Here is a 25,916-nt window from a genome sequence, read left to right as displayed (position 1 = left end):
GCCATTCCGTCGTTATGCGGACTTGGTCCTGCGCTTGGCGACCACACTGTGCGGAATCAACGCCGGCTGCTCATGGCGTAGGACGACGTCGCGGTTGACGACGACGCCCGCCACATCGTCGCGGCTCGGCAGATCGAACATGACGGGGAGGAGCACTTCCTCCATGATGGCACGGAGCCCGCGGGCGCCTGTGCCGCGTTCGAGCGCCAGATCGGCAATGGCCTCAAGTGCCCCATCCTCGAAGTGCAGCTCCACGCCGTCGAGATGGAACATCTTCTGGTACTGCTTGACGAGCGCGTTCTTCGGCTCGGTCAGGATCTGCATGAGCGCGGGGCGGTCGAGGTTCTCCACGGTCGTGATGACGGGAAGACGACCGATGAATTCGGGAATGAGCCCGAACTTCAGCAGGTCCTCCGGCATGACGTCCGCGTACGTGCTCTCGTGCTTCGTGATCGAACTGAGCGGCACCCCGAAGCCGATGCCCTTCTTGCCTGCGCGCTGTCCGATGATCTCCTCGAGACCAGCGAACGCCCCGGCAACGATGAACAGCACGTTGGTCGTGTCGATCTGGATGAACTCCTGATGCGGATGCTTGCGGCCACCCTGCGGAGGAACCGAGGCGACGGTTCCCTCGAGGATCTTGAGAAGCGCCTGCTGGACGCCCTCGCCAGAGACGTCCCGCGTGATCGACGGGTTCTCGCTCTTGCGCGAGATCTTGTCGATCTCATCGATGTAGATGATGCCCTGCTCGGCCTTCTTGACGTCATAGTCAGCGGCCTGGATGAGCTTGAGGAGGATGTTCTCGACATCCTCGCCGACGTAGCCCGCTTCGGTAAGGGCGGTAGCGTCCGCGACCGCGAACGGAACGTTGAGCCGGCGGGCGAGAGTCTGCGCTAGATACGTCTTGCCGCAGCCCGTAGGGCCGATGAGCAGGATGTTGGACTTTGCGATCTCCACATCATCGTGGCCGTGTCCCTCCGCAAGCGATCCCGACTTCGACCCGTGGCCGGCCTGGATCCGCTTGTAGTGGTTGTACACCGCGACGGCGAGAGCACGCTTCGCGTGCTCTTGACCGACGACATATTCCTGCAGGAAGTCAAAGATCTCACGAGGCTTCGGCAATTCGAAGCTTCCGAGGTCCGAGACCTCAGCGAGCTCCTCCTCGATGATCTCGTTGCAGAGCTCGATGCACTCGTCGCAGATGTAGACCCCAGGGCCCGCGATGAGCTTCCGCACCTGCTTCTGGCTCTTTCCGCAGAACGAGCACTTCAGCAGATCCGCGCTCTCACCAATTCGAGCCATTCGTCGAATCCCTTCGTGTAGGGGCAGAAGCCGTGACCACTCCACTGTAGGACACCGCACCGACAGCGCAGTGAAGCCAAACGCCGGTGCCGCCGAACATTTCTCGGCGGCACCGGCGTGTGGCGACGGGCGCCCGGGGCGTCACTCGGTCAGCGGGCGATCGCACTCTGCCGAATCTTGCGCGACTCGAGGACCTCGTCCACGAGTCCGTAGACCTGAGCCTCGGGGGCTGTCAGGAAGAGGTCGCGCTCGATATCGCGGCTGATCTCCTCCGGCGTCTTGTTGGTGTGCTTGGCCCACGTCTGCTCGAGCCACTCGCGCATCCGCAGGACCTCTCGCGCCTGGATCTCGAGATCGGTCGCCTGACCGCCTTGGCCGCCGGCGAGCGATGGCTGGTGGATCATGACCGTCGAGTTCGGGAGGGCGAGCCGCTTGCCCGGCGTGCCAGCAGCCAGGATGACGGCCGCTGCAGACGCGGCCATCCCGAGGCACACAGTCTGGATCTCAGGCCGGATGAACTGCATCGTGTCGTAGATGGCCGTCATCGCCGTGAACGAACCGCCCGGCGAGTTGATGTACATGGTGATGTCACGGTCAGGATCGTTGGCCTCGAGGACGAGCAGCTGGGCCATGATGTCGTCCGCGGAGGCATCGTCGACCTGGACACCCATGAAGATGATGCGGTCTTCGAACAGCTTCGTGTACGGGTCCTGGCGCTTGAACCCGTACGGCGTGCGCTCCTCGAACTGGGGAAGGACGTAGCGGCTCGTCGGCAGACTCGCCGGATTGGCGCCCATGTTGTAGTTCATCACTTGCTCCTTCTTGCCGTGCGTTGCCGCGGGCGTCTCTTACTTGTCCGTCCCGCCGCCGCCGGTCACGTGTCCCGCGCGCTCGGCGATCTTGTCGAAGAACCCGTACTCGAGCGCCTCCTGGGCCGTGAACCACTTGTCGCGGTCGTTGTCCTTGAGGATCTGCTCGATCGTCTGCCCCGTCTGGTCCGCGGTCAGCTGCGCCATGACCTGCTTCATGTGGAGGATGAGCTCGGCCTGGATCTTGATGTCCGAGGCGGTGCCGCCGATGCCGCCCGAAGGCTGGTGCATGAGGATGCGTGCGTGCGGGGTCGCGTAGCGCTTGCCCTTCGTCCCGGACGAGAGCAGGAACTGCCCCATGGAGGCGGCGAGACCCGTGGCGACTGTCACGACGTCGTTCGGGATGAACTGCATCGTGTCGTAGATGGCCATGCCCGCGGTCACCGAGCCGCCCGGCGAGTTGATGTAGAGGAAGATGTCCTTCTCGGGATCCTCGGCGGAGAGGAGGAGCAGCTGCGAGCAGATCGTGTTCGCATTGTCGTCCCTGACCTCTGAACCGAGCCAGATGATCCGCTCCTTGAGGAGCCGCTGGTAGATGTAGTCCTGACCGTTCGCCTCGGCGGGCCCCGCCAGTCGCGGCGTGCTCTCCTGCTGGTGCATCGTGCGATACCTCTCGATCTGCTCCAAAAGCGGTTGCTACAGGGACACTAGCCCGTTTCGAAGCCGCTTTGTTCCGTGCGCCGCCACTGTTCGCTTTGGGCGCATGCTGCCCCTGAAGAAGCACCGCGCAGGGCCGCGAAGCGTGCGCTCTGGGCGAAACGGCAGAGGCCGCCGTCCCCCGCTCTTCTGCGGGGTCGGCGGCCTCCTATGAGGGTCAATCAGAACTTGGCGGCGGCCGGGTCGTCGCTCGGGATGACCTCGGCAGCGGCTTCCTCAGAAGCCTCAGCCTCGGGAGCCTCCTCCGTTGCCGGGCGCACGAAGTCAGTCAGATCGACAGCGTTGCCCTCCGAGTCGGTCACCTCTGCCTGGCCGAGGACGACGGCGAGAGCCTTGCGGCGCCGCACCTCACCGACCATCATCGGCACCTGGCCCGACTGGTCCATGATCTGGGCGAACTGGTTCGGGTCCATGCCGTACTGGGACGCGGTCGAGATGAGGTACTCGATGAGCTCGTTCTGCGAGACGCCGATCTCCTCCTTGTCAGCGATCGCGTCAAGGATGACCTCGTTCTTGAAGGCGCGCTCCGTGTTGGTCTTGACCTCGGCGCGGTGTTCCTCGGTGTCGTGGTCCTCGGCTGCCGCGTGGCCTCCCGCCTCGGGGTTGAAGTGCGCCGCGACCTGCTCGTCGATGACGGTTTCGGGAACGGGGACCTCGACGAGGTCGACGAGCTTCTCGAGCACCTTGTCACGGGCCTCGATGCCCTGCTGCGCGACCTTCGCATCGGCGGCCTGCTTCTCGAGGTCCTCGCGGAGCTCCGCGATGGTGTCGAACTCCGAAGCGAGCTGCGCAAAGTCGTCGTCGGCCTCGGGGAGCTCGCGCTCCTTGACAGCCGTGACCTTCACGTTCACCTGAGCGGTCTCGCCAGCGTGCTCGCCACCGGCGAGCTGAGTCTCGAAGATGGCCTCTTCATCAACGCTGAGACCCGTCACGGCCTCATCGAGGCCCTCGAGCATCGTGCCCGAGCCGACTTGGTAGGACAGCCCGGACGCCGAGTCAACCTCCTCGCCGTCGACCGTCGCGGTGAGGTCGATCGTCAGGAAGTCGTCGGCCTGGGCCGGACGTTCCACGGTCTTGAGCGTGCCGAAGCGCGAACGAAGATCGTTGAGGGACTTCTCGACGTCCTCGTCCGAAGCCTTCACCGCCTCGACGTCGACCTTGATGCCGGCGTAGTCCGGAAGCTCAACCTCGGGGCGAACGTCGACCTCGACGCTGAAGGTGAGCTGCCCGTCGGTTGCGGCCGGATCCGGGACCTCGGTGATCTCGACCTCGGGGCGCGAGAGCGGGCGGATTCCCGTCTCCGCGACGGCCTGCTGGTACCACTCGTTGAGGCCGTCGTTGATCGCGGTCTCAAGAACGTAGCCGCGGCCCACGCGCTGGTCGATGATGCGGGAGGGAACCTTGCCCTTGCGGAAGCCCGGAACCTGAATCTGCTCGGCGACCTGCCGGTACGCCGCGTCGATGTTCGGCTTGAGCTCCTCGAACGGAACCTCGACGTTCAGCTTGACGCGGGTGGGGGTCAGATTCTCGGCGGCGCTCTTCACAGCGTGGCTCTCCTGGATGTTCTGGTAGGGTTGCCGCCCTGGCTGGCTTGCCGACGGCGGAACTGTCGGGATGACAGGATTTGAACCTGCGACTTCCTGCTCCCAAAGCAGGCGCTCTAGCCAAGCTGAGCTACACCCCGTCTCCGATGCACAGACCACAATACAGGCGACGCTGCAGGGGCGCACACTCGCGCGTCGATGAGCGCGAGAGAGGGGCTGACGGGAATCGAACCCGCGTATCCAGTTTGGAAGACTGGCGCTCTACCATTGAGCTACAGCCCCTTGGGCGCCTCCAACTAAAGCGGGTGCCCGAACCCCTGTCAAATCACACGGCCTCCGAGCGAGCAGATGTCAGCCGTTCTGGCACGCGGGGCACCAGTAGAGCTTGCGTCCGGCCTCGTCCGCAAGCAGTACGAAGGTCCCGCAGACCCTGCACTCGAGCCCCTGCCGTTTGTAGACCCAATGCGCGTCCTCCGGGGGCGGCAAGGATCCTTCGGGTCCCGTCCAGAGCGAGGGGTCCGTCGTGATGATCCGACCGTCGCGCACGCCTTGGCCCAAGGCCTCGACCGCATCGGCCCACAACCCGAGCGCCCGCCCGGTCCCGAGCGCAGCGCCGGGCAGGGCCGGATCCAGTCGGGCACGGAACAGCAGTTCGGCACGGTAGACGTTTCCGATTCCGGCCACGACGGACTGGTCCATGAGGAGCCGGGCGAGGGGCGTCCGACGGCGGTTCACACGTTGGGCGAAATCCTCCCCTGGATCGGTGCCAAAGGGCGGAGGCCCGAGCGGGTCCGGGCCGAGACGAGCCAGAACAGCATCGACCTCCGGCTGGGTTGCCACCGAGCACACCGTCGCTCCCCGGAGGTCTGCCCACCCATGCTCGGACGCGAGGCGCACCCGCACGGCCCCGACGGGAGGCGGGGGCCCCGCGTAGGCGGCGTCGCCGTCGTCGTCCGCGACTTCCCGCTCTCCCACACGACGAGGTGCCCCGATGCTCGACGCGCCTCGGAACGTCGCGTCCCCTCCGAAATCCCATGCGCCGTAGAGCCCCAGATGAACGTGGAGATACAGCGGACCCTCGAAGCGGAGGAACAGCTGCTTGCCATGGGCTCGGGCAGACTCGAGCACGCGACCGTCGAGCAGGGCCGCTCCCGAACTGAACCGACCTTGGGGGCTCGTGACAGCTAGCCTCTCCCCCGCGAACACATCGTCGAACTGGCGGGCGAGGCGATGGATGGAATGGCCTTCGGGCACTGCCCTCAGTCCACGATCTCGCCGGTGGTCTCGTAGACCGCGATCTTCCCGATCCGGCGCACGTGGCGCTCGTCCTGGCTGAACGGCTCGGCCAGGAAAGCCTCGATGAGCCCAGTCGCCTCGTCGACGCTGTGCTGGCGGCCGCCGACTGCGATGACGTTCGCGTCGTTGTGCTCGCGAGCCAACTTGGCCGTATCGAGGTTCCAGGCGAGAGCCGCGCGGACGCCCTTGACCTTGTTGGCCGCGATCTGCTCGCCGTTGCCGGACCCGCCGAGCACGATCCCGAGCGCGTGGACGCCGGACTCCTGGTCCGCCACGACGGCGAGGGCTGCACGGATGCAGAAGGCCGGGTAGTCGTCGAGGGGGTCGTATTCGCGCGGACCGTGATCGACCACTTCGTAGCCCTGGCCGCCAAGGTGGCTCACGAGATGCGAGCTCAGTTCCATCCCAGCGTGATCGGTGGCGATGTGGACGCGGGGCTTGGTCACGGCGAAGTTCCTCTCGGGTCAGCGGTGGGGCGGATCAAGCCTACTCTGCCGCAGCCCCGCCGAGCACTTCCGCGACATGTTCCGCAAGGGCGGGATCCTTCGCGGAGAACACGTAGCGCCTGCCGTCCCGGCACAGCACGTCGACGGCCTGGCCGCTGGCGACGAGCGCCGTTACGAGCTTGCCATGCCTTCGATACCCCCACCCGCCATATGCCCGCGCCGAGACTGCCCCGGCCCCGGCCCGCAGGACCAGTGACGTGCTGATGTTCGCGACGCGCACGAGGCCGGCGAAGGCGAGCCGCACCTCGTCGGGCTGGACGCTCACTCGGAGGATCAGCATCGACGCGAGCACGAGGCACGCGAGCGCGATGACTGCCGAGACCCAGGGAGAGACGAGGAGCATGAGGAGCGAGAGGTTGATGCCGACGACGGCAAGCATCACGAACACCGACGACCGGGCATGGGCCCAGAAGACAAACGTATTCCGCACGCGCTCGGGGTCCAGTGCCTCGAGGAGCGCTTCCTCGTCCCTCGGGCTCCATTGCTCGTCGGGCTTGAAGAGCATGAACATGACGACGGCGAGCGCCACTGTCGCGCCGCTGCCCGAGGCGAGGACGAAGGGGTCCGGGTGGGTGTCGCGGGCATCCTTCGCACCGACTTGGCCTATGAGGCCGGCGCCCAGGACAGTCACGAGGAACATGGACATTCCGACACCGCCAGCCATGAAGATCTTCCGGGAGATCGGCGGACGGGATTGGATCCCCGCCTGCAGGCACAGGAGGATCCCCATGGCTGCGACGAGGGCGGCGCCGCCGAGGAGGTAGGTCCAGAACGGGATGAACGAACGGCCCCCGCCCGCATCCCACAGCCACGCGACCGGCTCCGGGACCTGCCCCCTGAAGGTGGTCGCGGCAAGCAGGAACCCACCTGCGAGGAGGATCGGGTAGCCGATCGCGAAGCGGACGGCCTTGCGGTCCCAGCGCCCCTCCGACTCAGCCATGCCACCACGCTAGCGCAGCACATCCTCCCGATGTCACACACCGGCGGGTACTTGCACGCCGCCGGGAACTGAAAGAATAATTTCAAATATGTGCGGCGCGCCACAGCGCCGGGACGCGAATGCGAGGAGGCGCGCATGCCAGGGACGAACCTGACCCGATCCGAGGCTGTCGAGCGGCGGAAGGCCGTGCTCAAGGTCGAGAGCTACGAGGTCGAGCTCGACCTGACGCGCGGCGAACGGGTCTTCGGGTCCCGCACTACGGTGGTTTTCGACGCCGTTCCTGGTTCCAGTACCTTTATCGACGCCATCACCGACTCTGTCCGTTCGGTGACCTTGAACGATCGCGAACTCGATCCCGCGGAGGTCGCGGACGGGTTGCGGATCCAGCTCCCGAGCCTCGAGGCGCGCAACGTGCTGGTCGTGGACGCCGATGCACGCTACATGAACACAGGCGAAGGCCTGCACCGTTTTGTCGACCCCGTCGACGGCGAGGTGTACCTCTACACCCAGTTCGAGGTCCCGGATTCGCGCCGCATGTTCTCGGTCTTCGAACAGCCAGACCTGAAGGCGAGCTTCCACTTCGTGGTCACGGCGCCGTCTCACTGGGTCGTCGTCTCCAACTCCCCGGCCCCCGAGCCACGCAGCGTCTCGTCTGCCGACGACGGCGGTGCCCGTTCCCTGTGGGACTTCGCCCCTACGCCGCGCCTCTCGAGCTATGTGACGGCGCTCATTGCGGGTCCCTACGAGGCCGTCCATGACGAACTCGTGAATTCGGCGGGGCGCAGGATTCCTCTGGGCATCTTCGCGCGCAAGTCACTCATGCAGTATCTCGACGCTGAGAACATCTTCACGACGACCAAGCAGGGGTTCGAGTTCTTCGAGGAGCAGTTCGGCTGCGAGTACCCGTTCGAGAAGTACGATCAGCTCTTCGTGCCCGAGTTCAACGCTGGCGCAATGGAGAATGCGGGGGCTGTCACGATCCTCGAGAGCTACATCTTCCGATCCAAGCCCACTCAGGCAACGGTCGAGCGGCGGGCCATCACGGTGCTCCACGAGCTCGCGCATATGTGGTTCGGCGACTATGTCACGATGCGCTGGTGGGACGACCTCTGGCTCAATGAGTCGTTCGCCGAATACATGTCCCACCTCGCCGCCGCGCATACACCGGACTTCGGACACGCGTGGACGACGTTCGCCTCGGTGGAGAAGTCGTGGGCCTACCGGCAGGACCAGCTCCCGACGACGCACCCCATCTTCGCGGACATCAGCGACCTTGCCGACGTCGAGGTCAACTTCGACGGCATCACGTATGCGAAGGGCGCCTCGGTGCTCAAGCAGCTCGTCTCATGGGTAGGTCAAGAGCAGTTCATGGCCGGGGTGCGCAGCTACTTCGCAAAGCATGCGTGGAGCAATACCGTCCTTGCGGATCTCCTGACCGAACTCGAAGCGGCAAGCGGACGCGACCTCTCCTCGTGGGGTGGAGTCTGGCTCGAGACCGCAGGCGTCAATACGCTCGCGCCCGTGATCGAGACCGACGGCGAGGGCGTCATCACCCGGTTCGCAATCCAGCAGAGCGCCGCCGAAGTGCAGCCCACCCTCAGGCCGCACCGTCTCGCCGTCGGCTTCTACGAACGGGACGGCGAGGGCCGCCTCGCACGGACCCAGCGCGAAGAGCTCGACGTCGAAGGGCAGGTCACCGAAGTCCCGGCTCTCGTGGGCATCGCCCGTCCGGAGCTGGTCCTGCTCAACGATGACGACCTCGCCTACGCCAAGGTCCGGCTCGATCCCGTCTCACTCGCGACCGCGACCGAGCACCTCCGAGACATAGCCCAGAGCCTCCCCCGGACGCTCGTGTGGGGCTCGGCCTGGGACGGGGCGCGCGACGCGGAGACACCCGCCCGCGCCTACGTAGAGCTCGTGCTCTCGAACATCGGGGCAGAAACCGACTCGTCGGTCGTGCAGACGCTCCTGCGTCAGCTCGCAACGACCCTCGACTTCTACGTCGCCCCAGAAGCCCAAGCCGGGACCAAACGCTCAACCGCCGAACGCCTGTGGGACCTGGCCCGCGACGCTGCGGGCGGTTCGGACTCGCAGCTCCAATTCATCAAGGCGTTCTCGGCGCTCGCAGCTTCCCCTGAGCACCTCGACGCCATCGCCGGGCTGCTCGACGGCTCCCAGAGCGTCCCGGGACTCCACGTCGACCAGGACCTCCGTTGGGAACTCATCGCCTCGCTCGCCGCCGGGGGGCGGATCGGCACCGATCGCATCGACGACGAGCTCTCCCACGACAACACCTCTACAGGCCAGTGCGCGGCGGCGCTCGCCAAAGCGGCACTCCCCACCCAGGAGGCCAAGGCCGAGGCGTGGCACAGGATCGTCGAGACCGGGGAGCTCTCGAACGCCGTCCAGCAGGCCGCTGTCAACGGCTTCGTCCGCGTGCACGATGCGAGCCTGATCGCGCCCTACGCCGAGAAGTACTTCGACGCGGTCCCAGGCATCGTCGCAGACCGCACGCACGCGCTTGCCCAGCAGATCGTCGTCGGCCTCTACCCGGCTCGGCAGACAACCGAGGCGACCCTCGAGCGCACCGACGACTTCATCTCGGCGTTGGGCGAGGATCAGGGCGCCCTGCGCCGCATGATGCTCGAGAATCGCGACGGGGTGGCACGCGCCCTCCGCGCCCAGGCCGCAGACCGGTAACCCCATGGCCCTCGGCGAGCACCACTACAGCGTGACCGTCACGTGGACGGGAAATCGGGGGACGGGCACGTCGGGGTACCGCGAGTACGGGCGAGAGCACGACATCGCCCTCCCGGGCCTGCCGACCCTCCCGGGCTCGGCAGACCCATCGTTCCGCGGCGACAGAGACCGGTTCAATCCCGAGCAGCTGCTGTTGGCCGCCCTCTCGCAGTGCCACATGCTCTCGTACCTCCACGTGGCGGTGAACCATGGACTCACTGTGACGGGTTACAGCGATTCGGCCGTGGGGACAATGCGACTGAATCGGGACGGCAGCGGGGAGTTCACGGAAGCGGTGCTGCACCCCCGGGTGGAACTCGCCGACGATAGTCAGCGCGAGCTCGCGGACTCTCTCCACGAGGAGGCTCACCATCTGTGTTTCATCGCACGTTCTGTGAACTTTCCGGTCCACGCCGAACCGACGTTTCCCTGACGTCCAGCAAACCTCGCTAGGGTGGAAAGCAACCCACTTCCCCCCCAGCTGAGGAGGCACACGGACTGTGCAGTTCGCTCTGCGTATGCCCCTGACCACACCCACCGCCACGGCGTCGCCCACGCCTACGCCGACCCCGACGCCGTCTGCCACAGGCTCTCCGCTGCCACACCTGACCACGGCCGAGCTCAATACCGCCGTCAACACGTTCAACTCGACTCTCCTGCAGGTGGCCATTGCCATAGGCGTCGGCCTCCTCGTATGGCTCGCGGCGTCGTTCCTCATCCGGCAGGTCGTCAGGCGGGTTCTCGCGGGTTCCCAGCTGACCAAGCGCCGCCTGTTTCGGTGGGCGGCCCCTGCGCTCAGGGCGTTGGATTCCGAACGGCGGGCTCAGCGCGCCAAGACGATCGGTTCGCTCCTGAACTCCGTGGTCGTCGTTGTCATCACGACGATCGTGCTCATCTATGTGCTCAAGGCCTTCGGGGTCGATATCGCGCCGCTCCTGACCAGCGTCGGCATCCTCGGCGTCGCGGTCGCCTTCGGCGCCCAGCAGCTCATCCGCGACTTTCTCTCAGGGATCTTCCTCACACTTGAGGACCAGTTCGGCATCGGCGACGTGATCGAGCTCGGTGCCGGCGAGGTGGTCGGGACCGTAGAGAGCGTTGGCCTTCGCATTACTCGGGTCCGCGCGGAGGACGGCGCGATCTGGTACTTGCGCAATGGCGAGATCCTCCGCGTGGGGAACCGTTCCCAGGGCTCCTACCTTCCTGCTGCGGCTGGACCCGCCCCCAGCACCGCGACAGGTCCCACCCCCGCCGCGACCAAGCCGGATGCACAGGGCCAGCGCGCCGCCGAATGACGCCCCCGCCCCGCAAAGGGCTACGGTAGACCGAGGACAGCACGAGGAAGGACGGCTCACGCCAGTGACCGAGAATCAGGGCGAGGGTCTGGCCCGCAGGAACCTGCTCAAGGTGAACGACCCGTTCGCCCAAGAGGACTACGCGAACACGTTCTACGCGGAGATCGGTGGACACGAGGCGTTCGTCAAGCTCGTGGACGTGTTCTACGAGGGCGTCGCCGAGGATCCCGTGCTGCGTCCGATGTATCCCGAACAGGACTTGGGCCCGGCCCGGAGGCGGCTGACGATGTTCCTCGAGCAGTATTGGGGCGGCCCGGGCACCTACAGCCAAGAGCGCGGCCACCCCCGCCTCCGCATGCGCCACGTGCCTTTCAAAGTCAACCCCGAGGCCCGTGACAGGTGGCTGCACCACATGCGTGCAGGTGTGGACGCGCTTCACCTCTCGCCGCTCCACGAGGCCACCCTCTGGGACTACCTCGAGCGAGCCGCCCACTCCCTCGTCAACACGTTCGACTACTGACCCGCCCGGGGCAGCTCAACCCCTGCTGCCCGGCACACGGCACAGTACATGCCCGCGGAGCGAGCTGATCCGCAGCCACGGTCCCGACTCGAACATCCCGAGTGATTCGGTGGGGCGCAGGAAGCCGAGCGCCTCCGCTGCGAAGGCGGCGCCGGCTGGCAGCCCATCGGCGCCGTCGACCTCTCTCCCCCACACGGCGGCCCGTGCGCCGTCGACCATCGCCGCTCCCGGCTGCTCTGGAACCATCGCTGCCACCTCGGCCATGCCGCCGGCGGCCGCGGCGGCCAGGACTTCGGCCGGAACCTCTCCTATCGGGGACCAAGGGCCGCGCGGCGGCGTCACCGCCGCCCAAGGCACGTGGACGGACGACGGCGGGACGTCGAGGAGCGTTCCGTCGTCGGCGAGGCGCGCGAGTCGGTCCGCGACGGATGCCATGGGCACTGTGGTGTCGACGTCGGCCGCTCTTGCGAGGGGCATCGCCCGCATGCCGAGCACCGTCGGTGTACGCTCGCCCAGCATGCGTGGCCGCAAGACGCACACGTACATGGCAAGGACCGTGCCGACGGCCTGAAGCCTGATGGCGCCGGCTGGATCGATGGCCCTGGCCCGGGCGAGAAAGGTGCGAAGGTCGGCGACGGCCTCGCGATCGCCGAGGTCAAGAACCGTCTGGAGATCGGCGGCGCTCACGCTGCGCCTCCGTTTGCGGACGTTCCAGCGGTGGCCGCTCCCGGGGCGCCGGCTGTGACCTCAGCGGGCAATGGCGGCCGCCTGCGGAACGGCACCGCGGGGCCGGAATAATGTCCGAAGGCCTCCCGAAGCCCTGCTGGGAGACGGACCGGGAGGCCCGTCGAGCGGCTGACGAGGACCATTGACGTCGAGGCGTAGGCGTAGATCGCACTGCCGTCCGGCTCTGCAACCGAGTAGCCGAGGTCGAAGCTGGATCCGCCGAGCCTCGTCATCCAGAGGTTCACCGCGATGGGCGCCGGCCGGTACAGGAGGGGGGCGAGGTACTCGATCTCATGCCGCCCGACGAGGGTGAAGTTCTCCGCGGTCACGTAGTCGAACATCGTGGACTCTGTACCGCCCCCTCGGCCGGATGCGCTGCCGAAGCCCCCGACTCCCTCGGGAAGCGGTTCGCGGAGCCAGTGGACACGGGCGTCCTCGAGGAACTGCAGGAAGCGCACGTTGTTGACGTGCCCGTACGAGTCCACATCGCCGAAACGCAGCTGAAGTGGGAATTGGTAAGCAGCAGGCATACTTCCATCTTCCCCCTCGCGGCTTCCGCGCCGCGAACCGGCGTCGCCCCGCGTCGGGTTGTTGGCTTCCTACAGGCGCGTCTAGTGTCGAGGCATGACGTCGACCGCCCGCCCGTCCGGCCCCACGGACACGCTGCTGACACTGCTCGACCTCGACAATCTGGGCGGTGCTCGCACCGACAAGGACATCTTCGTGGGACCGAGCGAGCGACAACCGCGGCACCGGGTCTTCGGCGGCCAAGTCCTGGCCCAGAGCCTCATGGCTGCCACCCGGACCGTTCCCGAGGACCGCGTCGTCCACTCGATGCACGGCTACTTCCTGCGGCCAGGGGACGCCGACAAGTCCATCACGTTCGGGGTCGAGCGGCTTCGGGACGGGCGCTCCTTCTCGGCACGTCAGGTCCACGCGTATCAGGACGGGGTGCCCATCCTGTCGATGATCGCCTCCTTCCAGACCGAGTCGGTTGGCGTTGACCATCAGTCCGAGATGCCCGCAGGGCTGCCGGAGCCGGAATCCCTGCCGAGCACCGCCGACCTGCTGGGCTCGATCGACCACCCGGTGGCGCAATACTGGGCGTTCGACCGGCCGTTCGACGTCCGCCACGTCGATCCTGCCCTCTACATCTCCGCGTCAGGCGACCACGTGGCCCGGAATGCCGTCTGGATGAAGACGATCGGTCCCATGCCCGACGACGACCGGCTCCACCGGGCGGCCCTCGCCTATGCGAGCGACTACACGGTCCTCGAGCCCGTCCTGCGACGTCACGGCCTCAGCTGGGTGACGCCCGAACTGAACATCGCGAGCCTGGATCACGCGATGTGGTGGCATCGCCCGGTCCGTGTCGATGAGTGGCTCCTCTACGTCCAAGAGTCCCCGAGCGCGCATGGCGCCCGAGGACTCGGAGTGGGAAGGATCTTCACACGTGACGGAGTGCATGTCGCGACCGTGGGTCAGGAGGGGATGGTCCGGATCCCGGTTCCCTAGACGCCAATGGTCACCTTCCAGGGCCGCTGGCCGCGGAAGGTGACCATTGATCAGGGGACTCAGTCCCAGCGAGGGGGCTTTAGTCGCGCGTGAGCTTCCGGTGAGTCACGCGGTGGGGGGCTGCCGCATCCGGGCCGAGGCGTTCGACCTTGTTCTGTTCGTACGACTCGAAGTTGCCCTCGAACCAGTACCACTTCGACTCGTCCTCCTCGCTTCCCTCGTAGGCGAGGATGTGGGTCGCCACGCGATCCAGGAACCAGCGGTCGTGGGAGACGACGACGGCGCAGCCCGGGAACTCCAGCAACGCGTTCTCGAGGCTGGCCAACGTCTCGACATCAAGGTCGTTCGTGGGCTCGTCGAGGAGCAGGAGGTTCCCGCCCTGCTTGAGGGTCAGCGCGAGGTTCAGGCGGTTGCGCTCCCCGCCGGAGAGGACGCCGGCCTTCTTCTGCTGGTCCGGTCCCTTGAAGCCGAACGCGGAGACGTAGGCGCGGGACGGCATCTCGACCTGCCCGACCTGAATGTGGTCGAGTCCATCGGAGACGACCTCCCAGAGCGACTTGTTGGGGTCGATCCCCCCGCGAGTCTGATCGACGTACGAGATCTTCACCGAGTCGCCGACCTTGAGGTCGCCTCCGTCGAGGGGCTCGAGTCCGACGATCGTCTTGAAGAGCGTGGTCTTGCCGACGCCGTTGGGTCCGATCACGCCGACGATGCCGTTCCGCGGGAGGGAGAACGAAAGGCCCTCGATGAGCGTCCGGTCACCGAAGCCCTTCTTCAGGCTGGTCGCCTCGATGACCATCTGGCCGAGCCTCGGGCCCGGCGGGATCTGAATCTCCTCGAAGTCCAGCTTGCGGGTGCGCTCGGCCTCCGCGGCCATCTCCTCGTAGCGTGCCAGACGAGCCTTCGACTTGGTCTGGCGACCCTTCGCGTTCGAGCGAACCCAGTCGAGTTCGTCGGCGAGACGCTTCGCGAGCTTGGCATCCTTCTTGCCCTGCACTTCGAGACGGGCCCGCTTCTTCTCGAGGTAGGTCGAATAGTTCCCCTCGTAGGGGTATAGCCGGCCGCGGTCCACCTCACAGATCCACTCCGCGACGTGGTCGAGGAAGTAGCGATCGTGGGTAACGGCGAGCACAGCGCCCGGGTAGCTCGCGAGGTGCTGCTCGAGCCACTGAACGCTCTCGGCGTCAAGGTGGTTGGTCGGCTCGTCGAGGAGCAGGAGGTCAGGCTTCTGAAGCAGAAGCTTGCACAACGCGACGCGCCGGCGCTCACCGCCCGAGAGCACGCGCACATCCGCGTCAGGCGGCGGGCAGCGGAGCGCATCCATAGCCTGCTCTAGCTGGGAATCGAGGTCCCACGCGTCCGCGGTGTCGATCGCTTCCTGGAGCTTGCCCATCTCGCCCAGAAGCGAGTCGTAGTCGGCGTCAGGGTTCGCCATCTCCTCGGAGATCTCGTTGAACCGTTGGATCTTGGCGTAGATCTCGCCTACGCCCTCCTGAACGTTCCCGAGGACCGTCTTCTCCTCGTTGAGCGGCGGTTCCTGGAGCAGGATACCGACGCTGTAGCCCGGGGAGAGCCGGGCCTCGCCATTGGACGGGGTGTCGAGCCCCGCCATGATCTTCAGAATGGTCGACTTGCCAGCGCCGTTCGGACCCACGACACCGATCTTGGCACCGGGAAAGAACGACATGCTGACGTCGTCGAGGATCACCTTGTCGCCAACGGCTTTCCGGGCCTTGGTCATGGTGTAGATGAATTCCGCCATGCCGTCTAATCTAGTGGCTCTGCGTGGCGATCTCATATCCGTTGCACCCTGCCCAAGGCCCGGACGAAGCCCTGCTCAGGCGTACGGGAGCACGAGCTCCTCGTACCGTTCCTTCATGACGGCCAGCGTCTTGTCCCCGTCCGTGTCCCAGACCTCCTGATTGAAGATCTCCACTTCGATGGGGCCTTCGTAGCCTGCGTCGCGGACCCAACCAGTGATCGTCGGAAAGTCGATGACGCCGTCCCCCATCATGCCGCGCGAGAGAAGCGCGTCCGCTGCGATGGGGAGGTTGAAATCACAGACCTGATAGGACGCGAGACGCCGCTCCCGGCCCGCACGCGCAATCTGCTCCGCGAGCTCCGGATCCCACCAGACGTGGAACGTGTCCACGGCTACGGCTACGTCCGCAGGATCGAAGGGTGCAGCCATGTCAAGTGCTTGACCCAGAGTTGACACGACGGCGCGATCTGCGGCGTACATCGGATGCAGGGGCTCGAGGAGCATCCTCACTCCGTGGTCGCGCGCGAACGGGACAAGCTCCGCGAGATGCTCCCCCACACGCTGCCTGGCTGCAACCACATCCTTCGATCCGCGGGGTAGCCCACCGACGACGAGGTAGAGGTCTCGCGTACCAAGCGTCTCAGCCTCCAGGATGGCGGTGCGATTGTCAGCGAGGGCCGCCTCACGCCCCTCCGCGTCGGCTGCGGTCAGGAAACCGCCGCGGCAGAGCGACGAGACCTCGAGCCCGGCGGCCCTGATCATCGATGCTGCCCTCTCGAGGCCAGCCTCGTGGACCCTGTCTCGCCAGGGCCCGATAGCAGGGATGCCCGCCCGCACGCATCCGTCCACTGCCTCTTCCAGACTCCAGCGCTTGGTCGTGGCCGTGTTGAGCGACAGCCGGCTGCTCTCGGCCATCACTGGGCTACTCCGTTGACCTCGAGATAGGCGGACATTCGACGAACCGCAAGTTCTGGATCCCGGAGGAGTCCGGCGCGGTCGGCCAGCTCGAACGTCCGGGCGAGGTGCACGACCGACCGGCCGGACTGGAGCCCGCCCACCATCTGGAAGCCGGGCTGGTGCCCATTGAGCCATGCCATGAAGGCGATTCCGGTCTTGTAGTAGAAGGTCGGGGCGCTGAAGAAGTGGAGCCCCAAGTCCCGTGTACCGTCCAGAATGGTCCTCGCCTCGCCGCCATGGCCGCCGTCGTACGCCTGGAGCGCTGCCGAGGCCGCGGGATAGATGGCCGCGAAGATCCCCAAGAGGGCATCCGAATGGCGTTCGCCGTCCCCGTCGATGAGCTCGGGGTAGTTGAAGTCGTCACCCGTGTAGAGGCGCACTCCGGACGGCAACGCGGCCCGGAGGGCCTTCTCGTGCTCGGCGTCAAGCAGTGAAACCTTCACGCCGTCGACCTTTTTCGCATGAGCGTGCACGAGTTCAAGGAAAGTGCGCGTGGCAGACGCGACATCGCTGCTCCCCCAGTACCCCTCGAGCGCAGGGTCGAACATCGTGCCGAGCCAATGGAGGACCACCGGTTCCCGAGCCTCTTCGAGCAGCGCGGAATACACGCCAAGATAATCGTCGGGACCAGTGGCGGCGCGAGCGAGGGCCCTCGATGCCATGATGATCGCCTTGGGCCCGGAGTCCTCGACGACCGCCAACTGCTCGCGGTAGGCCTCAAGAGCCATCGCGACTCCCGCTGGCCCCGCCGGAACCGCTTCCAGCTCCAGCTGATCGGTTCCCGCCCCACACGCGACGAGGTCCCGCACGGACAGGCCCGCGGTGGCCCCGCGGCGGGCGATCGCCACGGTCCTCGCCTCCGCCCCGACCCGTGTGATCAGCTCCTGGGTCGCGGTCCAGTCGAGGCCCATCCCGCGCTGGGCGGTGTCCATCGCGTCAGCAACTCCCAGGCCGTACGACCACAGTTCTCGGCGGAACGCGAGAGTGCTCTCCCAATCGAGGCTCGCGGGGGCCCCCGGCGTGTTGTCCGCCCCCACGAGCGGAACGACGTGTGCTGCCGCATAGGCCTTTCGGGCCCGAATCGGCGCCTCAGGCCGGGACCACTCCCGGGCCGCTCTGAGTTCGTGGCGGCGCAGCCCGCCTCCTGCTTGTGGAAGCGAGACCTCGAGGCGTGCTCCGGTCGCCGCGCTCACAGGACGATCTCCGGGATCTCGATGGTCCGACGCTCGGCGTTCGATTGCAGGCCGAGCTCGGCGAGCTGCACACCGCGGGCTGCAGAGAGCAGCCCATAACGGTGCTCGCGGCCGGCGAGGACATCCCGAAGGAATTCCTCCCACTGGAGCTTGAAACCGTTGTCAAGATCCTGATTCGCGGGGACCTCCTGCCACTGGGAGCGGAATGACTCGGTGACCGGGAGGTCCGGGTTCCACACTGGCTTCGGTGTATGGGCACGGTGCTGTGCCACGCACTTGGTCAGCCCGGCGACCGCCGAACCGTGTGTTCCGTCCACTTGGAACTCGACGAGCTCGTCTCGATACACCCGGACGGCCCACGACGAATTGATCTGTCCCACGACTGCATCGCCTCCGGGCGTCTCCAACTCGAAGATGCCGTAGGAGGCGTCATCCGCCGTCGCCGTGTACGGCTGGCCGGCTTCGTCCCAGCGCGTAGGGATGTGGGTCGCGGTCAAGGCATTGACGCTCTTGACCTTGCCGATGATTCCTTCAAGGACATAGTTCCAGTGGCAGAACATGTCCGTGGTCATGCCGCCGCCGTCCTCCTTGCGGTAGTTCCACGACGGACGCTGGGCTGGCTGGACATCTCCCTCGAAGACCCAGTACCCGAATTCGCCTCGGATCGAGAGGATGCGGCCGAAGAAGCCCTCATCGACCAAACGGCGGAGCTTGACGAGGCCCGGCAGGTAGAGCTTGTCGTGCACGACGCCGGCGGTCACCCCGGTCTCACGGCCGATGCGGGCGAGCTCGATCGCCTCGTCGAGGGTCTCGGCAGTCGGCTTCTCGGTGAACACATGCTTGCCCGAACGCATGGCCTTGCGAAGCGTCTCGGCGCGCAAGCTCGTCATCGAAGCATCGAAGACGACGTCGACGCTCGGATCCGCAATCACGGCGTCGAGATCTGTAGACCACTCCGACACCTTGTGAAGCTCGGCAAGTTCGCGCAGCTTCGCCTCGTTCCGCCCGACGAGGATCGGTTCGATGAGTACGCGTGAGCCGTCCTCGAGGAGCAGGCCGCCCGCATCCCGGATGGGCAGGATCGACCGCAACAGGTGCTGGCGGTAGCCCATTCGGCCAGTGATGCCGTTCATGGCGATTCGAAGCGTTCTCGTCTCGGTGGCCACTGCCGCCTCCTTGCGTTGGCTCCGGCGGATGCGGAGCGTCTCGAGCGCCTTCACCTCATTGGGAAAGCGCATTCCATCCCTCAAGTCTGCGACACACCTGCTCTTGTTGGCAAGCGCATTCCTTCACCTCTTCCTTCAATGCCATAATCTGGGCGAAAGCCGGACGAGGGAGACGTTCATGCCTGCGGTGACTCTCAGCGAGGTCGCACGAGCGGCGGGGGTATCACCCGCCACTGCATCACGGGTCCTGAATGGATCCAGCCGTATACCAGGAGCGGACATCGCTGAGCGGGTCAAAGCAGCCGCTGCCACGCTCGGATACATCCCGAATGCCCAAGCTCAGGCCCTAGCCCGTTCGAGCTCGGGCCTCCTCGGCCTGATCGTCCACGACATCGCCGATCCCTACTTCTCGTCCATTGCGCGGGGCGTGCAGTCCGCGGCTCGGGAGCTCAACAAGATCCTCTTGCTCACGAGCACCGAGGGAACGCCGGCCGAGGAACGCCTGGCTGTAGAAGCGTTCACGTCGCGCCGGGCTGATGCGATCGTGCTGGCCGGCAGCCGCTCGACCCGACCTGAGGACGAGGCGGCGAATTCGGCCCTCCTGCGCGAGGCATATCGCTATCTGGCGAACGGGGGCCGTCTCGTGCTCGCCGGTCATGACCTTGTCGACCCATCCCGCCACGACGCCTCCGGCCATGGTGACACCCTGCTGCACGGGGCCGGCACGCCGCCCGTGCTCATCGACATCCCGAATGAGACGCTGGCCTGCGAGCTTGCGCGCGCCCTCGGCGGGCAAGGCCATTCCCGATTCCTCATCGTCGCAGGTCCCGAGGGTCTCATGACCTCCGACCTGCGTGTTGCGGGATTTCAGGAAGGACTCGCCGAGCAAGGACTCGACAAGGCCGAAGTGCTCCGGGCCCCATTCAATCGGGACGGCGGATTCGAGACCGGCCTTGAACTCGAGGACACGGTGCGCCAAGCCAGGAACAGCGGCAGCCCCTGCTGCATCTTCGCCGTCAACGACAGGATGGCCATGGGCGTCGTGGCAGCACTCCGCCACCGCGGCCTGCATGCACCAGCGGACTACGCCGTGGCCGGCTTCGATGACATCAAGACCCTCGAAGACTTCATTCCCGGCCTGACGACCGTTCGCCTCCCGCTTGAAGAGATCGGCCGTAGCGCGGCAGAGGCAGCCCTCACCGGCGCCGACCCCGCGCCTGCATCAGGAGAGGTCGTCCTACGGGAGAGCACAGCCCGCCCTTCCTGAGGGAGTTCACGCGCTCAGGAGGTCGGCCTTGAGACCTGTCTCGCCTCGGCTCAGGAGATCCTCCCTCGCCCCGACCGGGGCCAGCGAGTCGCCGCCGTCGTCCGTTTCGCCCTCATCGGAGCCATCAGGGCCCGCCGCGGCGCTCACATGCCCTCCCTCGTTCACCGACATCTCACCGGTCTCGAGGTCCACCACGCCGACTCCCTCGACGGCCACACGAGTACTGGCCGCTTCCTGCCGCTGGCCGTCTTGAGGATTGCGAGCGAACTTGGCGGATCCCCAGTAGAGGTCATGGCCGACTGATTCCGCTTCCACCTCAGCCGAGTGGTAGACCCGACCGTCCTTCTCCCATTGCTTGAGGCGGAGCTTGCCGACCACGATGACCCGATTGCCCTTCTTGAGGCTTCCGCACATGTTGCTCGCCAACTGTCTGAAACCCACGACCGTGAACCAGTTGGTGTGGCCGTCGATCCACGCGCTGGCATCGCGATCGTAGCGTCGCTCGGTCACCGCGAGCCTGAAGCTCGAGACGATGTCCCCGCCGTTTGTTGTGTTGGTCCTCGGGTCCGTCGCAACGAATCCCCGAACCGTGATCGTGTCGCTCATCGCCATCCCCTGTCTCTTCGGAATCCGGTTCCCGCTCCTGCGGGTACAACCAGCGTCCGTCACGAGCGGGAGGAGTCTTCCTGTACCGGCGCCCTATGTGGACAACGCGCCGCGATGGCCTCTGTGGAGACCCAATGGCGGACGGGACGGCGCTTGGGCAAGCGCGAGGAGCCTGCCCAGAAGAGGAGCCTGCCCCAGAAGCAGAACACCCCCGGTCAGAAGACCGGGGGTGCCGACGATGTCCGAGACTGGCACAGCCGAACGTCCCGAGACAGTCACAAACGCGCCCCAGGAGGGAGTCGAACCCCCGACCAGAGGATTAGAAGGCCCCTGCTCTATCCGCTGAGCTACTGGGGCGGGCGCAGCGCGCTGCGTTCCTGCCCAGTCTATCGTGCGGGAGACGCCTGCTTGAGTGGAGCGACTCGCGTGAAGAGGCTCCGCGTCTTCCAGTCCCAGAACATCATGTACGCAACGAAGATGACGCTCAGCGCGATCGCGACAGCGCGGATCGCGACAAGCGGGATCCAGTCGAACACGTCGAGCTGATCGGTGAGCGCGATGACCGTGAAGAACACGGTGGCAAAGTAGTACGCCCGGAGGTACCACCCATCCGCCACCCCTGCGAGGGCGAAGAAGGCGGCGAGCCACGTGACGTACCACGGTTGAATGGCGGCCGCTGTGACCACAACGGCCGTGAGAGCAAGCGCAATCCGCAACATCATCTTGTCGAAGCTTCCCCGGAACACGTACCAGAGAGCAACGACCATGCCGAGTCCGCGCCCAATGCCCTTGATGATCTCGCCGACGGCATCGCCCGGGCCGTTCACGTACTGGACGAGCGTCGCCGCGGTGATGGAGAGGAGACCGAAGGGCGCATACCAGGTCCAGATGGTTCCGGACGTGGTCATCGCGGGAAGCCACCCGAACCAGAAGCCGGTGAGTGCTCCCTCTATCGTCAGCAGGCCGCCCGAGATGAGGACGGTCAAAGCCCAGCACGTGATCTTCCGCCCCCATCCGGCTTGGCGCCCTGCCCAGATGAGGCCGATGAACGGCAGAGCGATGAGCGTGATGGGCTTGATCCCGATCGACAAAGTCACCCAGAGGACTCCACGGATGGGACGGCCGCGGACCGTGGCGAGCAGCCCCAGCAGGACGAGGCCCAGCATGAGCGAGTCGTTGTGAATGCTCGCTACGAAGTTGATGACGAACAGCGGGTTCGCGACAGTCAGCCAGAGCGTCCGGGCTGTCGGGAGCCGGTAATGATGTGCGAGCCCGACGACGGCGACGGCGCACAGGGCGACCCCAAGCGCGGCGACGATCCTGAACAACGCGATGGCGACCTCGAGGTTTCCCCCGCTGATCCACACGATGCCCTGCTCGATCCAGAGGAACAAGGGCCCGTAGGGCGTCGGAGCCTCCGTCCAAAGCGAGTCGGGCCCTAGGTTGTGGTAGTTGTTCAGCGCCGAAATCCCGTTGACGTACGGGTTCAAGCCCGCCATCATCAAACGGCCTTGCCCGATGTACGCGTAGACATCCCTGCTGAAGAGCGGGAAGGTCAGCATGAGCGGAGCGCACCACAGGGCTGCGATGCGAAAGAGCGCCGCAGGGTGAACGGAGCTCCACTCCCCCACCCGCTGTCCTAGACGCAGCCAAGCCCGGACGAGGAACAATCCGCCGAAAGTGACCAGGATCGTGCAGGCGACGACGAGAAATGGGTTGTCGCGGAGGAAGATGAAGAAGGGGACGCGGATAAGCGAGGACCCGCTTGCCATCCAGCCGACGCCAAGACCGCCGGCCATCATGCAGACCGACGCAATGAAGCCCTGCCATACGGCAATGCTTCCCCCGCCGGGGAGCCCGGCAATGGTCCGGGCACTAGGCGCAGCGCTAAGACTGCGGCCAGCCGAAGGCTGAGGCATCGGAGTCCCTACTGTTTTCTCAGGAGCCGAGCAGTCCGCGCGCTCAAGCGCCGCCTCGGGGCGCCAGATCGGCGCGTCATCCGCTCCGGGTGACATCCATTCGATGCTATCAGCAGCAGCTGTGCGGGATGGCCTCGAAGGCCCCGCTGATAGACTGCCGGGTGGCCGCCATGACCGTTTGCGGCCGTCAAGACGCCCAGGAGAGCACCATTTCCATCGAGACGCCCCGCCCTGCGAACCTCAGCCCTTGGAACAATCGGCTCCACCTGCTGAAGCGCTTTCTGTTCTCTCCCCGTGGCCTCTTGGTCGGCTACCTTGTGGTTCACCTCGGCTTCCTCGCCTACTTCCTCGTGTACGTCTTCCAAGGTCAGGCGTTCAGCGACACCAACATCTACCGCGATTGGGCCGCCTCCGGATTCCCCCAAGACGTACAGCCGTCTCCGTGGGTTTACCCGTTCGCCGGCCTGCTCCCCATTTGGATCTCGGGCCTCTTCGGTCCGGGTCCGTTCCTCGCCGTCTGGGTGATCCTCGTCTCCATCCTCAACGGAATCGCACTCGGCGTCCTGAGCGGCTGGGGCAAGAAGCCGGAAGGCATGCGCGCAGCCTGGTGGTGGCTCGTCTTCATCGCTCTCCTCGGCAACCTCGGGTTCGCCCGCGTGGACGGGGTTACGGCGCCCATCGTGCTCATGGGCCTTAGCCTCGGAGTGGCAAGCCCCTTCGCGGCCACGGCGATCCTGGCCTTCGCAACGTGGATGAAAGTCTGGCCCGCTGCCGCGCTCGTGCCGCTCTTCGCCGTCGTCCGCGACCGCTGGAAGATCGTCGCCGGCGGGGCTGCGGTGACGGTACTCGTTGCGGCAGTCGCCGCCGCGCTCGGCGTAACCTCGCACCTGCTCGACTTCCTCACCACTCAGGGCTCACGCGGGATGCAGCTCGAGGCGACCTTCACGACGCCATGGCTCTGGATGTCCGTGCTCGGCATCGGGGGCGCTCGGATGTACATGAACACCGAGATCAACTCGATGCAGGTCGACGGTCCCGGCAGCACGATAGCTTCCGCCCTCATGCAGCCGCTCTTCGTGGTCGTAGCCCTCGGGGTAGCGGCGGTCATCTTTTGGGCGCTCCACCAAGGCAAGAAGCGCGGTCACGAAGACCGTTCGGAGCTCCTGCTCGCCGGCGCACTGACCATGGTGAGCGCCTTCATCGTGTTCAACAAGGTCGGTTCGCCCCAGTTCATGGTCTGGCTCGGACCCGTCGTCGCACTGGGCCTCGCACAGGATCGCCGCGGCTGGCGCATCCCCGCTGTCCTTCTTCTCGCCATCGGGGTCGCGACGTACTTCATCTACCCGCTGTTCTACGACGCCCTCAGCCACAACAACCCGCTCATGGCACTCGTGCTCACGCTGCGCAACGTGATGCTCGTCGTACTGTTCGTGTGGTCGAGTATCCGTCTGGTCCGACTCGGTCGCCGCGGCGCCCCTGTCGCTGACCAGGAACTGCCGGCCGGTAGCGGATCAGGAGCTGCGGGCCGCTAGGTCGTGACGCCGGACCGCCCGCTCGAAGACGAGTCTTCGAGTCTTCGGGTCGATCAGGACGAGATACCCGAGGAAGACGAAGGCGACAAGTCCCGCGAGCGATTCGGGCGCTAGCGGCGTGTTCACGAAGCTGAACACGTAGAGCTGGTCCTGCGCTCCGAAGACCACGAAGAAGACCACGGTCAGGTACCAGAGCTTGGTCTCCCAGTTGTCCCTGATGCCCGTCACCGCGAGGAACGGGATGAACCAGAGTACGTACCAGGGCTGGATGATCGGGCCGAGCACCACGATCGACATGAAGGCCATTCCGAGCCGTCGCACGACCTTGCGGTCGTCACCGCGGAGGATGAACCAGACGGCCAGGCCGATCCCGATCCACTTGAGGACGGTGCGGAATCCGTCTGCGATCGATCCGCCGTCGAGCCCGACGATGGTCGTGAGCGTGTCCACGATGTTGCTCGCGAAACCCGAGGGCGTGTAGGAGATGAAGCCCGGCGTCGGATCGACGATCGCGTTGACCCACCCGAAGCCCAGGCCGTAGACAGGAGCGCTCGCAGCGAAGATGGCGAGGCTGATGAGGCCCGTTCCGGCCCAGCAGCCGAAGCGCCGAAGCCAGGTCGCCCCCGGACCCGCCCAGAGGAGCCCGATGAACGGGAGGACGACGGCGGTGATCGGCTTGATCCCGATCGACAGGGTCACGAACACGATTCCGAGCAGCCAGTTCCCTCTGGCGGCGTAATAGACCCCCGCGACTGCGAAGCCGATCATGAGCGCTTCATTGTGCGCGCTCGCTATGCAGCTGATGAGGAAGAGCGGGTTGGCAACGGTGAGCCACACCGCCCGGGCCCCGTCCACCCCGTGAAGTTCGGCAAGGCGGTAGCCGTAGTAGGCACACAGGGCGACGCCGCCGACGGCGAGGACGCGGAACAGCAGCACCGAGGAGTCGGGCTGGCCCGCGGTCAGCTGGACGACCCAGCGCTCGAGCCAGAGGAAGTAGGGACCGTAGGGGGTCCGCGTGGTGGCCCAGGAAGGGTCGGTCCCGAGCTCGAGCCAATTGTTGAGCGTGGAGATCCCAGTGGTGTACGGATTCATCCCTGCTGCCATGAGACGCCCCTGCCCCACGTAGGCATAGACATCGCGCGAGTAGATCGGCACCGCAACCACGAGCGGGAGCCCCCAGAGGGCGATCGCGAGCCCGACCGGCCGGATGGTGCCCGGACCCCAGTAGCGCAGCCGCTGACCTAGCCGCAGCCACGAACGGGTGAGCAGCATCGCACCCAGCGCGAGGGCAAGGATGCAGCTCGTGACACCCCACGTCTCCGTCCGCAACGGGATGAGGAGAGGATTGCGGGTGAGCGGCGATACATCCGCGAACCGGCCCACGCCGAACGAGCCGTAGACCATGAGCAGCGATCCGACGAAGCCTTGGCCGATGGCCCAGTGGGGCGGCTGGTTCACCCCGACTGGGGGCAGGGCGGTCCAGAACGACTTCAGCCACTCGAGAATCCTCCCGAGAAAGCCAAAGCGCATCGTGGACATAGGTCACCCTTCGATCAAAGCCGGGAGAGAGCCTCAGTTTAGCACCGGGGCTCTCTCTGAACGCCGTCG

Annotated in this window: 23 protein-coding genes and 3 tRNA genes; 7 read left to right on the top strand and 19 right to left on the bottom strand. The window is 66.0% G+C overall.

Translation table 11 applies throughout. The features are described from left to right. Nucleotides 1–12: 12 nt before the first annotated feature. The 9 genes from clpX to L0M17_RS08365 form a co-directional block, all read right to left on the bottom strand. A complete protein-coding gene (gene clpX, locus L0M17_RS08405; protein ID WP_241053490.1) occupies nucleotides 13–1,302 on the bottom strand; it encodes an ATP-dependent Clp protease ATP-binding subunit ClpX in 1,290 nt (429 codons plus the stop codon). 149 nt (nucleotides 1,303–1,451) lie between these two features. Beyond that, nucleotides 1,452–2,111 (bottom strand): ATP-dependent Clp protease proteolytic subunit, encoded by a 660-nt coding sequence (locus L0M17_RS08400; RefSeq protein ID WP_241053488.1) that lies wholly within the window; start codon nucleotides 2,109–2,111, stop codon nucleotides 1,452–1,454. A 39-nt stretch (nucleotides 2,112–2,150) separates the two neighbouring features. After that, nucleotides 2,151–2,771, bottom strand: coding sequence for an ATP-dependent Clp protease proteolytic subunit (locus tag L0M17_RS08395; protein ID WP_241056372.1), 621 nt, complete (start codon nucleotides 2,769–2,771; stop codon nucleotides 2,151–2,153). Between the two features lie 218 nt (nucleotides 2,772–2,989). After that, entirely contained in the window at nucleotides 2,990–4,372 is a 1,383-nt protein-coding gene (gene tig / locus L0M17_RS08390) for a trigger factor (protein ID WP_241053486.1), read from the bottom strand. 65 nt (nucleotides 4,373–4,437) lie between these two features. Beyond that, nucleotides 4,438–4,512 (bottom strand) — tRNA-Pro (locus L0M17_RS08385). A gap of 71 nt (nucleotides 4,513–4,583) precedes the next feature. Continuing rightward, a tRNA-Gly gene (locus tag L0M17_RS08380) sits at nucleotides 4,584–4,654 on the bottom strand. Between the two features lie 69 nt (nucleotides 4,655–4,723). After that, the gene (locus L0M17_RS08375; protein WP_241053485.1) at nucleotides 4,724–5,626 is read right to left on the bottom strand and encodes an Fpg/Nei family DNA glycosylase; all 903 of its coding nucleotides are present in this window, start codon (nucleotides 5,624–5,626) and stop codon (nucleotides 4,724–4,726) included. 5 nt (nucleotides 5,627–5,631) lie between these two features. Then, nucleotides 5,632–6,114 (bottom strand): ribose-5-phosphate isomerase, encoded by a 483-nt coding sequence (locus tag L0M17_RS08370; RefSeq protein WP_308196842.1) that lies wholly within the window; start codon nucleotides 6,112–6,114, stop codon nucleotides 5,632–5,634. Between the two features lie 40 nt (nucleotides 6,115–6,154). Further along, nucleotides 6,155–7,114 carry a hypothetical protein gene (locus L0M17_RS08365; protein WP_241053483.1) on the bottom strand — a complete coding sequence of 320 codons (960 nt, stop codon included), beginning with the start codon at nucleotides 7,112–7,114 and terminating at the stop codon, nucleotides 6,155–6,157. A 135-nt stretch (nucleotides 7,115–7,249) separates the two neighbouring features. Between L0M17_RS08365 and pepN the strand changes: the two genes are divergently transcribed. The 4 genes from pepN to L0M17_RS08345 all read left to right on the top strand — a co-directional run bounded on the left by pepN (nucleotide 7,250) and on the right by L0M17_RS08345 (nucleotide 11,665). After that, a complete protein-coding gene (gene pepN / locus L0M17_RS08360) occupies nucleotides 7,250–9,814 on the top strand; it encodes an aminopeptidase N (RefSeq protein WP_241053482.1) in 2,565 nt (854 codons plus the stop codon). A gap of 4 nt (nucleotides 9,815–9,818) precedes the next feature. After that, on the top strand, nucleotides 9,819–10,286 hold the full coding sequence (locus L0M17_RS08355; RefSeq protein ID WP_241053479.1) for an OsmC family protein: 468 nt from the start codon (nucleotides 9,819–9,821) through the stop codon (nucleotides 10,284–10,286). Nucleotides 10,287–10,371: 85 nt separating this feature from the next. After that, complete coding sequence (locus L0M17_RS08350) at nucleotides 10,372–11,145, top strand: mechanosensitive ion channel family protein (protein WP_241053478.1); 774 nt, start codon at nucleotides 10,372–10,374, stop codon at nucleotides 11,143–11,145. Between the two features lie 103 nt (nucleotides 11,146–11,248). Beyond that, on the top strand, nucleotides 11,249–11,665 hold the full coding sequence (locus L0M17_RS08345; RefSeq protein ID WP_241056370.1) for a globin: 417 nt from the start codon (nucleotides 11,249–11,251) through the stop codon (nucleotides 11,663–11,665). A 15-nt stretch (nucleotides 11,666–11,680) separates the two neighbouring features. On the opposite strand, the gene L0M17_RS08340 is transcribed toward L0M17_RS08345, so the two are convergent. Together L0M17_RS08340 and L0M17_RS08335 are read right to left on the bottom strand one after the other, a co-directional pair. Beyond that, on the bottom strand, nucleotides 11,681–12,352 hold the full coding sequence (locus tag L0M17_RS08340; RefSeq protein WP_241053477.1) for a DUF8185 domain-containing protein: 672 nt from the start codon (nucleotides 12,350–12,352) through the stop codon (nucleotides 11,681–11,683). After that, entirely contained in the window at nucleotides 12,349–12,921 is a 573-nt protein-coding gene (locus L0M17_RS08335) for an acyl-CoA thioesterase (RefSeq protein WP_241053476.1), read from the bottom strand. Before L0M17_RS08335 ends, L0M17_RS08340 begins: the two co-directional genes overlap by 4 nt. Nucleotides 12,922–13,015: 94 nt before the next feature. On the opposite strand from L0M17_RS08335, the gene L0M17_RS08330 reads away from it, so the two are divergent. Beyond that, nucleotides 13,016–13,906: an acyl-CoA thioesterase gene (locus tag L0M17_RS08330; RefSeq protein ID WP_241053475.1), complete on the top strand. Its 891-nt coding sequence runs from the start codon at nucleotides 13,016–13,018 to the stop codon at nucleotides 13,904–13,906. A 79-nt stretch (nucleotides 13,907–13,985) separates the two neighbouring features. On the opposite strand, the gene ettA is transcribed toward L0M17_RS08330, so the two are convergent. The 4 genes from ettA to L0M17_RS08310 all read right to left on the bottom strand — a co-directional run bounded on the left by ettA (nucleotide 13,986) and on the right by L0M17_RS08310 (nucleotide 18,984). Further along, nucleotides 13,986–15,668, bottom strand: coding sequence for an energy-dependent translational throttle protein EttA (ettA, locus tag L0M17_RS08325; RefSeq protein ID WP_241053473.1), 1,683 nt, complete (start codon nucleotides 15,666–15,668; stop codon nucleotides 13,986–13,988). Nucleotides 15,669–15,743: 75 nt separating this feature from the next. Beyond that, nucleotides 15,744–16,583, bottom strand: coding sequence for a sugar phosphate isomerase/epimerase family protein (locus tag L0M17_RS08320; RefSeq protein WP_241053470.1), 840 nt, complete (start codon nucleotides 16,581–16,583; stop codon nucleotides 15,744–15,746). After that, complete coding sequence (locus L0M17_RS08315; RefSeq protein WP_241053469.1) at nucleotides 16,583–17,818, bottom strand: dihydrodipicolinate synthase family protein; 1,236 nt, start codon at nucleotides 17,816–17,818, stop codon at nucleotides 16,583–16,585. The genes L0M17_RS08320 and L0M17_RS08315 overlap by 1 nt, the downstream gene beginning before the upstream one ends. Next, nucleotides 17,815–18,984 carry a Gfo/Idh/MocA family protein gene (locus tag L0M17_RS08310; RefSeq protein ID WP_241056369.1) on the bottom strand — a complete coding sequence of 390 codons (1,170 nt, stop codon included), beginning with the start codon at nucleotides 18,982–18,984 and terminating at the stop codon, nucleotides 17,815–17,817. Before L0M17_RS08310 ends, L0M17_RS08315 begins: the two co-directional genes overlap by 4 nt. A 178-nt stretch (nucleotides 18,985–19,162) precedes the next feature. Here L0M17_RS08310 and L0M17_RS08305 point away from each other — a divergent pair, with 178 nt between their 5' ends. Next, entirely contained in the window at nucleotides 19,163–20,251 is a 1,089-nt protein-coding gene (locus tag L0M17_RS08305) for a LacI family DNA-binding transcriptional regulator (protein WP_241053468.1), read from the top strand. Between the two features lie 6 nt (nucleotides 20,252–20,257). Here the strand turns inward: L0M17_RS08305 and L0M17_RS08300 are convergent, their stop codons facing one another. The 3 genes from L0M17_RS08300 to mptB (L0M17_RS08290) all read right to left on the bottom strand — a co-directional run bounded on the left by L0M17_RS08300 (nucleotide 20,258) and on the right by mptB (L0M17_RS08290) (nucleotide 22,872). Then, complete coding sequence (locus tag L0M17_RS08300) at nucleotides 20,258–20,857, bottom strand: single-stranded DNA-binding protein (protein ID WP_241053467.1); 600 nt, start codon at nucleotides 20,855–20,857, stop codon at nucleotides 20,258–20,260. A 284-nt stretch (nucleotides 20,858–21,141) separates the two neighbouring features. Further along, a tRNA-Arg gene (locus tag L0M17_RS08295) sits at nucleotides 21,142–21,214 on the bottom strand. Between the two features lie 29 nt (nucleotides 21,215–21,243). Continuing rightward, nucleotides 21,244–22,872 (bottom strand): polyprenol phosphomannose-dependent alpha 1,6 mannosyltransferase MptB, encoded by a 1,629-nt coding sequence (mptB, locus tag L0M17_RS08290; protein WP_241053466.1) that lies wholly within the window; start codon nucleotides 22,870–22,872, stop codon nucleotides 21,244–21,246. Between the two features lie 65 nt (nucleotides 22,873–22,937). Between mptB (L0M17_RS08290) and L0M17_RS08285 the strand changes: the two genes are divergently transcribed. Next, nucleotides 22,938–24,308 carry a glycosyltransferase 87 family protein gene (locus L0M17_RS08285; protein WP_241053464.1) on the top strand — a complete coding sequence of 457 codons (1,371 nt, stop codon included), beginning with the start codon at nucleotides 22,938–22,940 and terminating at the stop codon, nucleotides 24,306–24,308. On the opposite strand, the gene mptB (L0M17_RS08280) is transcribed toward L0M17_RS08285, so the two are convergent. Continuing rightward, entirely contained in the window at nucleotides 24,288–25,847 is a 1,560-nt protein-coding gene (mptB, locus tag L0M17_RS08280) for a polyprenol phosphomannose-dependent alpha 1,6 mannosyltransferase MptB (protein ID WP_241053462.1), read from the bottom strand. The two genes, L0M17_RS08285 and mptB (L0M17_RS08280), sit on opposite strands and share 21 nt — an antisense overlap. Nucleotides 25,848–25,916: the final 69 nt, after the last annotated feature.

It is taken from the genome of Sinomonas terrae (assembly GCF_022539255.1).
GTDB lineage: Bacteria > Actinomycetota > Actinomycetes > Actinomycetales > Micrococcaceae > Sinomonas > Sinomonas terrae.
Note: the sequence above shows the minus strand (reverse complement) of the source record. Positions and strands in the feature narration are given on the sequence as shown.

What these genes read in the sequence shown, in the direction of transcription:
- clpX (WP_241053490.1), bottom strand. Translation starts at nt 1,302, where the DNA reads ATGGCTCGAATTGGTGAGAGCGCGGATCTGCTGAAGTGCTCGTTCTGC.
- L0M17_RS08400 (WP_241053488.1), bottom strand. Translation starts at nt 2,111, where the DNA reads ATGAACTACAACATGGGCGCCAATCCGGCGAGTCTGCCGACGAGCCGC.
- L0M17_RS08395 (WP_241056372.1), bottom strand. Translation starts at nt 2,771, where the DNA reads ATGCACCAGCAGGAGAGCACGCCGCGACTGGCGGGGCCCGCCGAGGCG.
- L0M17_RS08365 (WP_241053483.1), bottom strand. Translation starts at nt 7,114, where the DNA reads ATGGCTGAGTCGGAGGGGCGCTGGGACCGCAAGGCCGTCCGCTTCGCG.
- pepN (WP_241053482.1), top strand. Translation starts at nt 7,250, where the DNA reads ATGCCAGGGACGAACCTGACCCGATCCGAGGCTGTCGAGCGGCGGAAG.
- L0M17_RS08355 (WP_241053479.1), top strand. Translation starts at nt 9,819, where the DNA reads ATGGCCCTCGGCGAGCACCACTACAGCGTGACCGTCACGTGGACGGGA.
- L0M17_RS08350 (WP_241053478.1), top strand. Translation starts at nt 10,372, where the DNA reads ATGCCCCTGACCACACCCACCGCCACGGCGTCGCCCACGCCTACGCCG.
- L0M17_RS08335 (WP_241053476.1), bottom strand. Translation starts at nt 12,921, where the DNA reads ATGCCTGCTGCTTACCAATTCCCACTTCAGCTGCGTTTCGGCGATGTG.
- L0M17_RS08330 (WP_241053475.1), top strand. Translation starts at nt 13,016, where the DNA reads ATGACGTCGACCGCCCGCCCGTCCGGCCCCACGGACACGCTGCTGACA.
- ettA (WP_241053473.1), bottom strand. Translation starts at nt 15,668, where the DNA reads ATGGCGGAATTCATCTACACCATGACCAAGGCCCGGAAAGCCGTTGGC.
- L0M17_RS08320 (WP_241053470.1), bottom strand. Translation starts at nt 16,583, where the DNA reads ATGGCCGAGAGCAGCCGGCTGTCGCTCAACACGGCCACGACCAAGCGC.
- L0M17_RS08305 (WP_241053468.1), top strand. Translation starts at nt 19,163, where the DNA reads ATGCCTGCGGTGACTCTCAGCGAGGTCGCACGAGCGGCGGGGGTATCA.
- L0M17_RS08300 (WP_241053467.1), bottom strand. Translation starts at nt 20,857, where the DNA reads ATGAGCGACACGATCACGGTTCGGGGATTCGTTGCGACGGACCCGAGG.
- mptB (WP_241053466.1), bottom strand. Translation starts at nt 22,872, where the DNA reads ATGTCACCCGGAGCGGATGACGCGCCGATCTGGCGCCCCGAGGCGGCG.
- mptB (WP_241053462.1), bottom strand. Translation starts at nt 25,847, where the DNA reads ATGTCCACGATGCGCTTTGGCTTTCTCGGGAGGATTCTCGAGTGGCTG.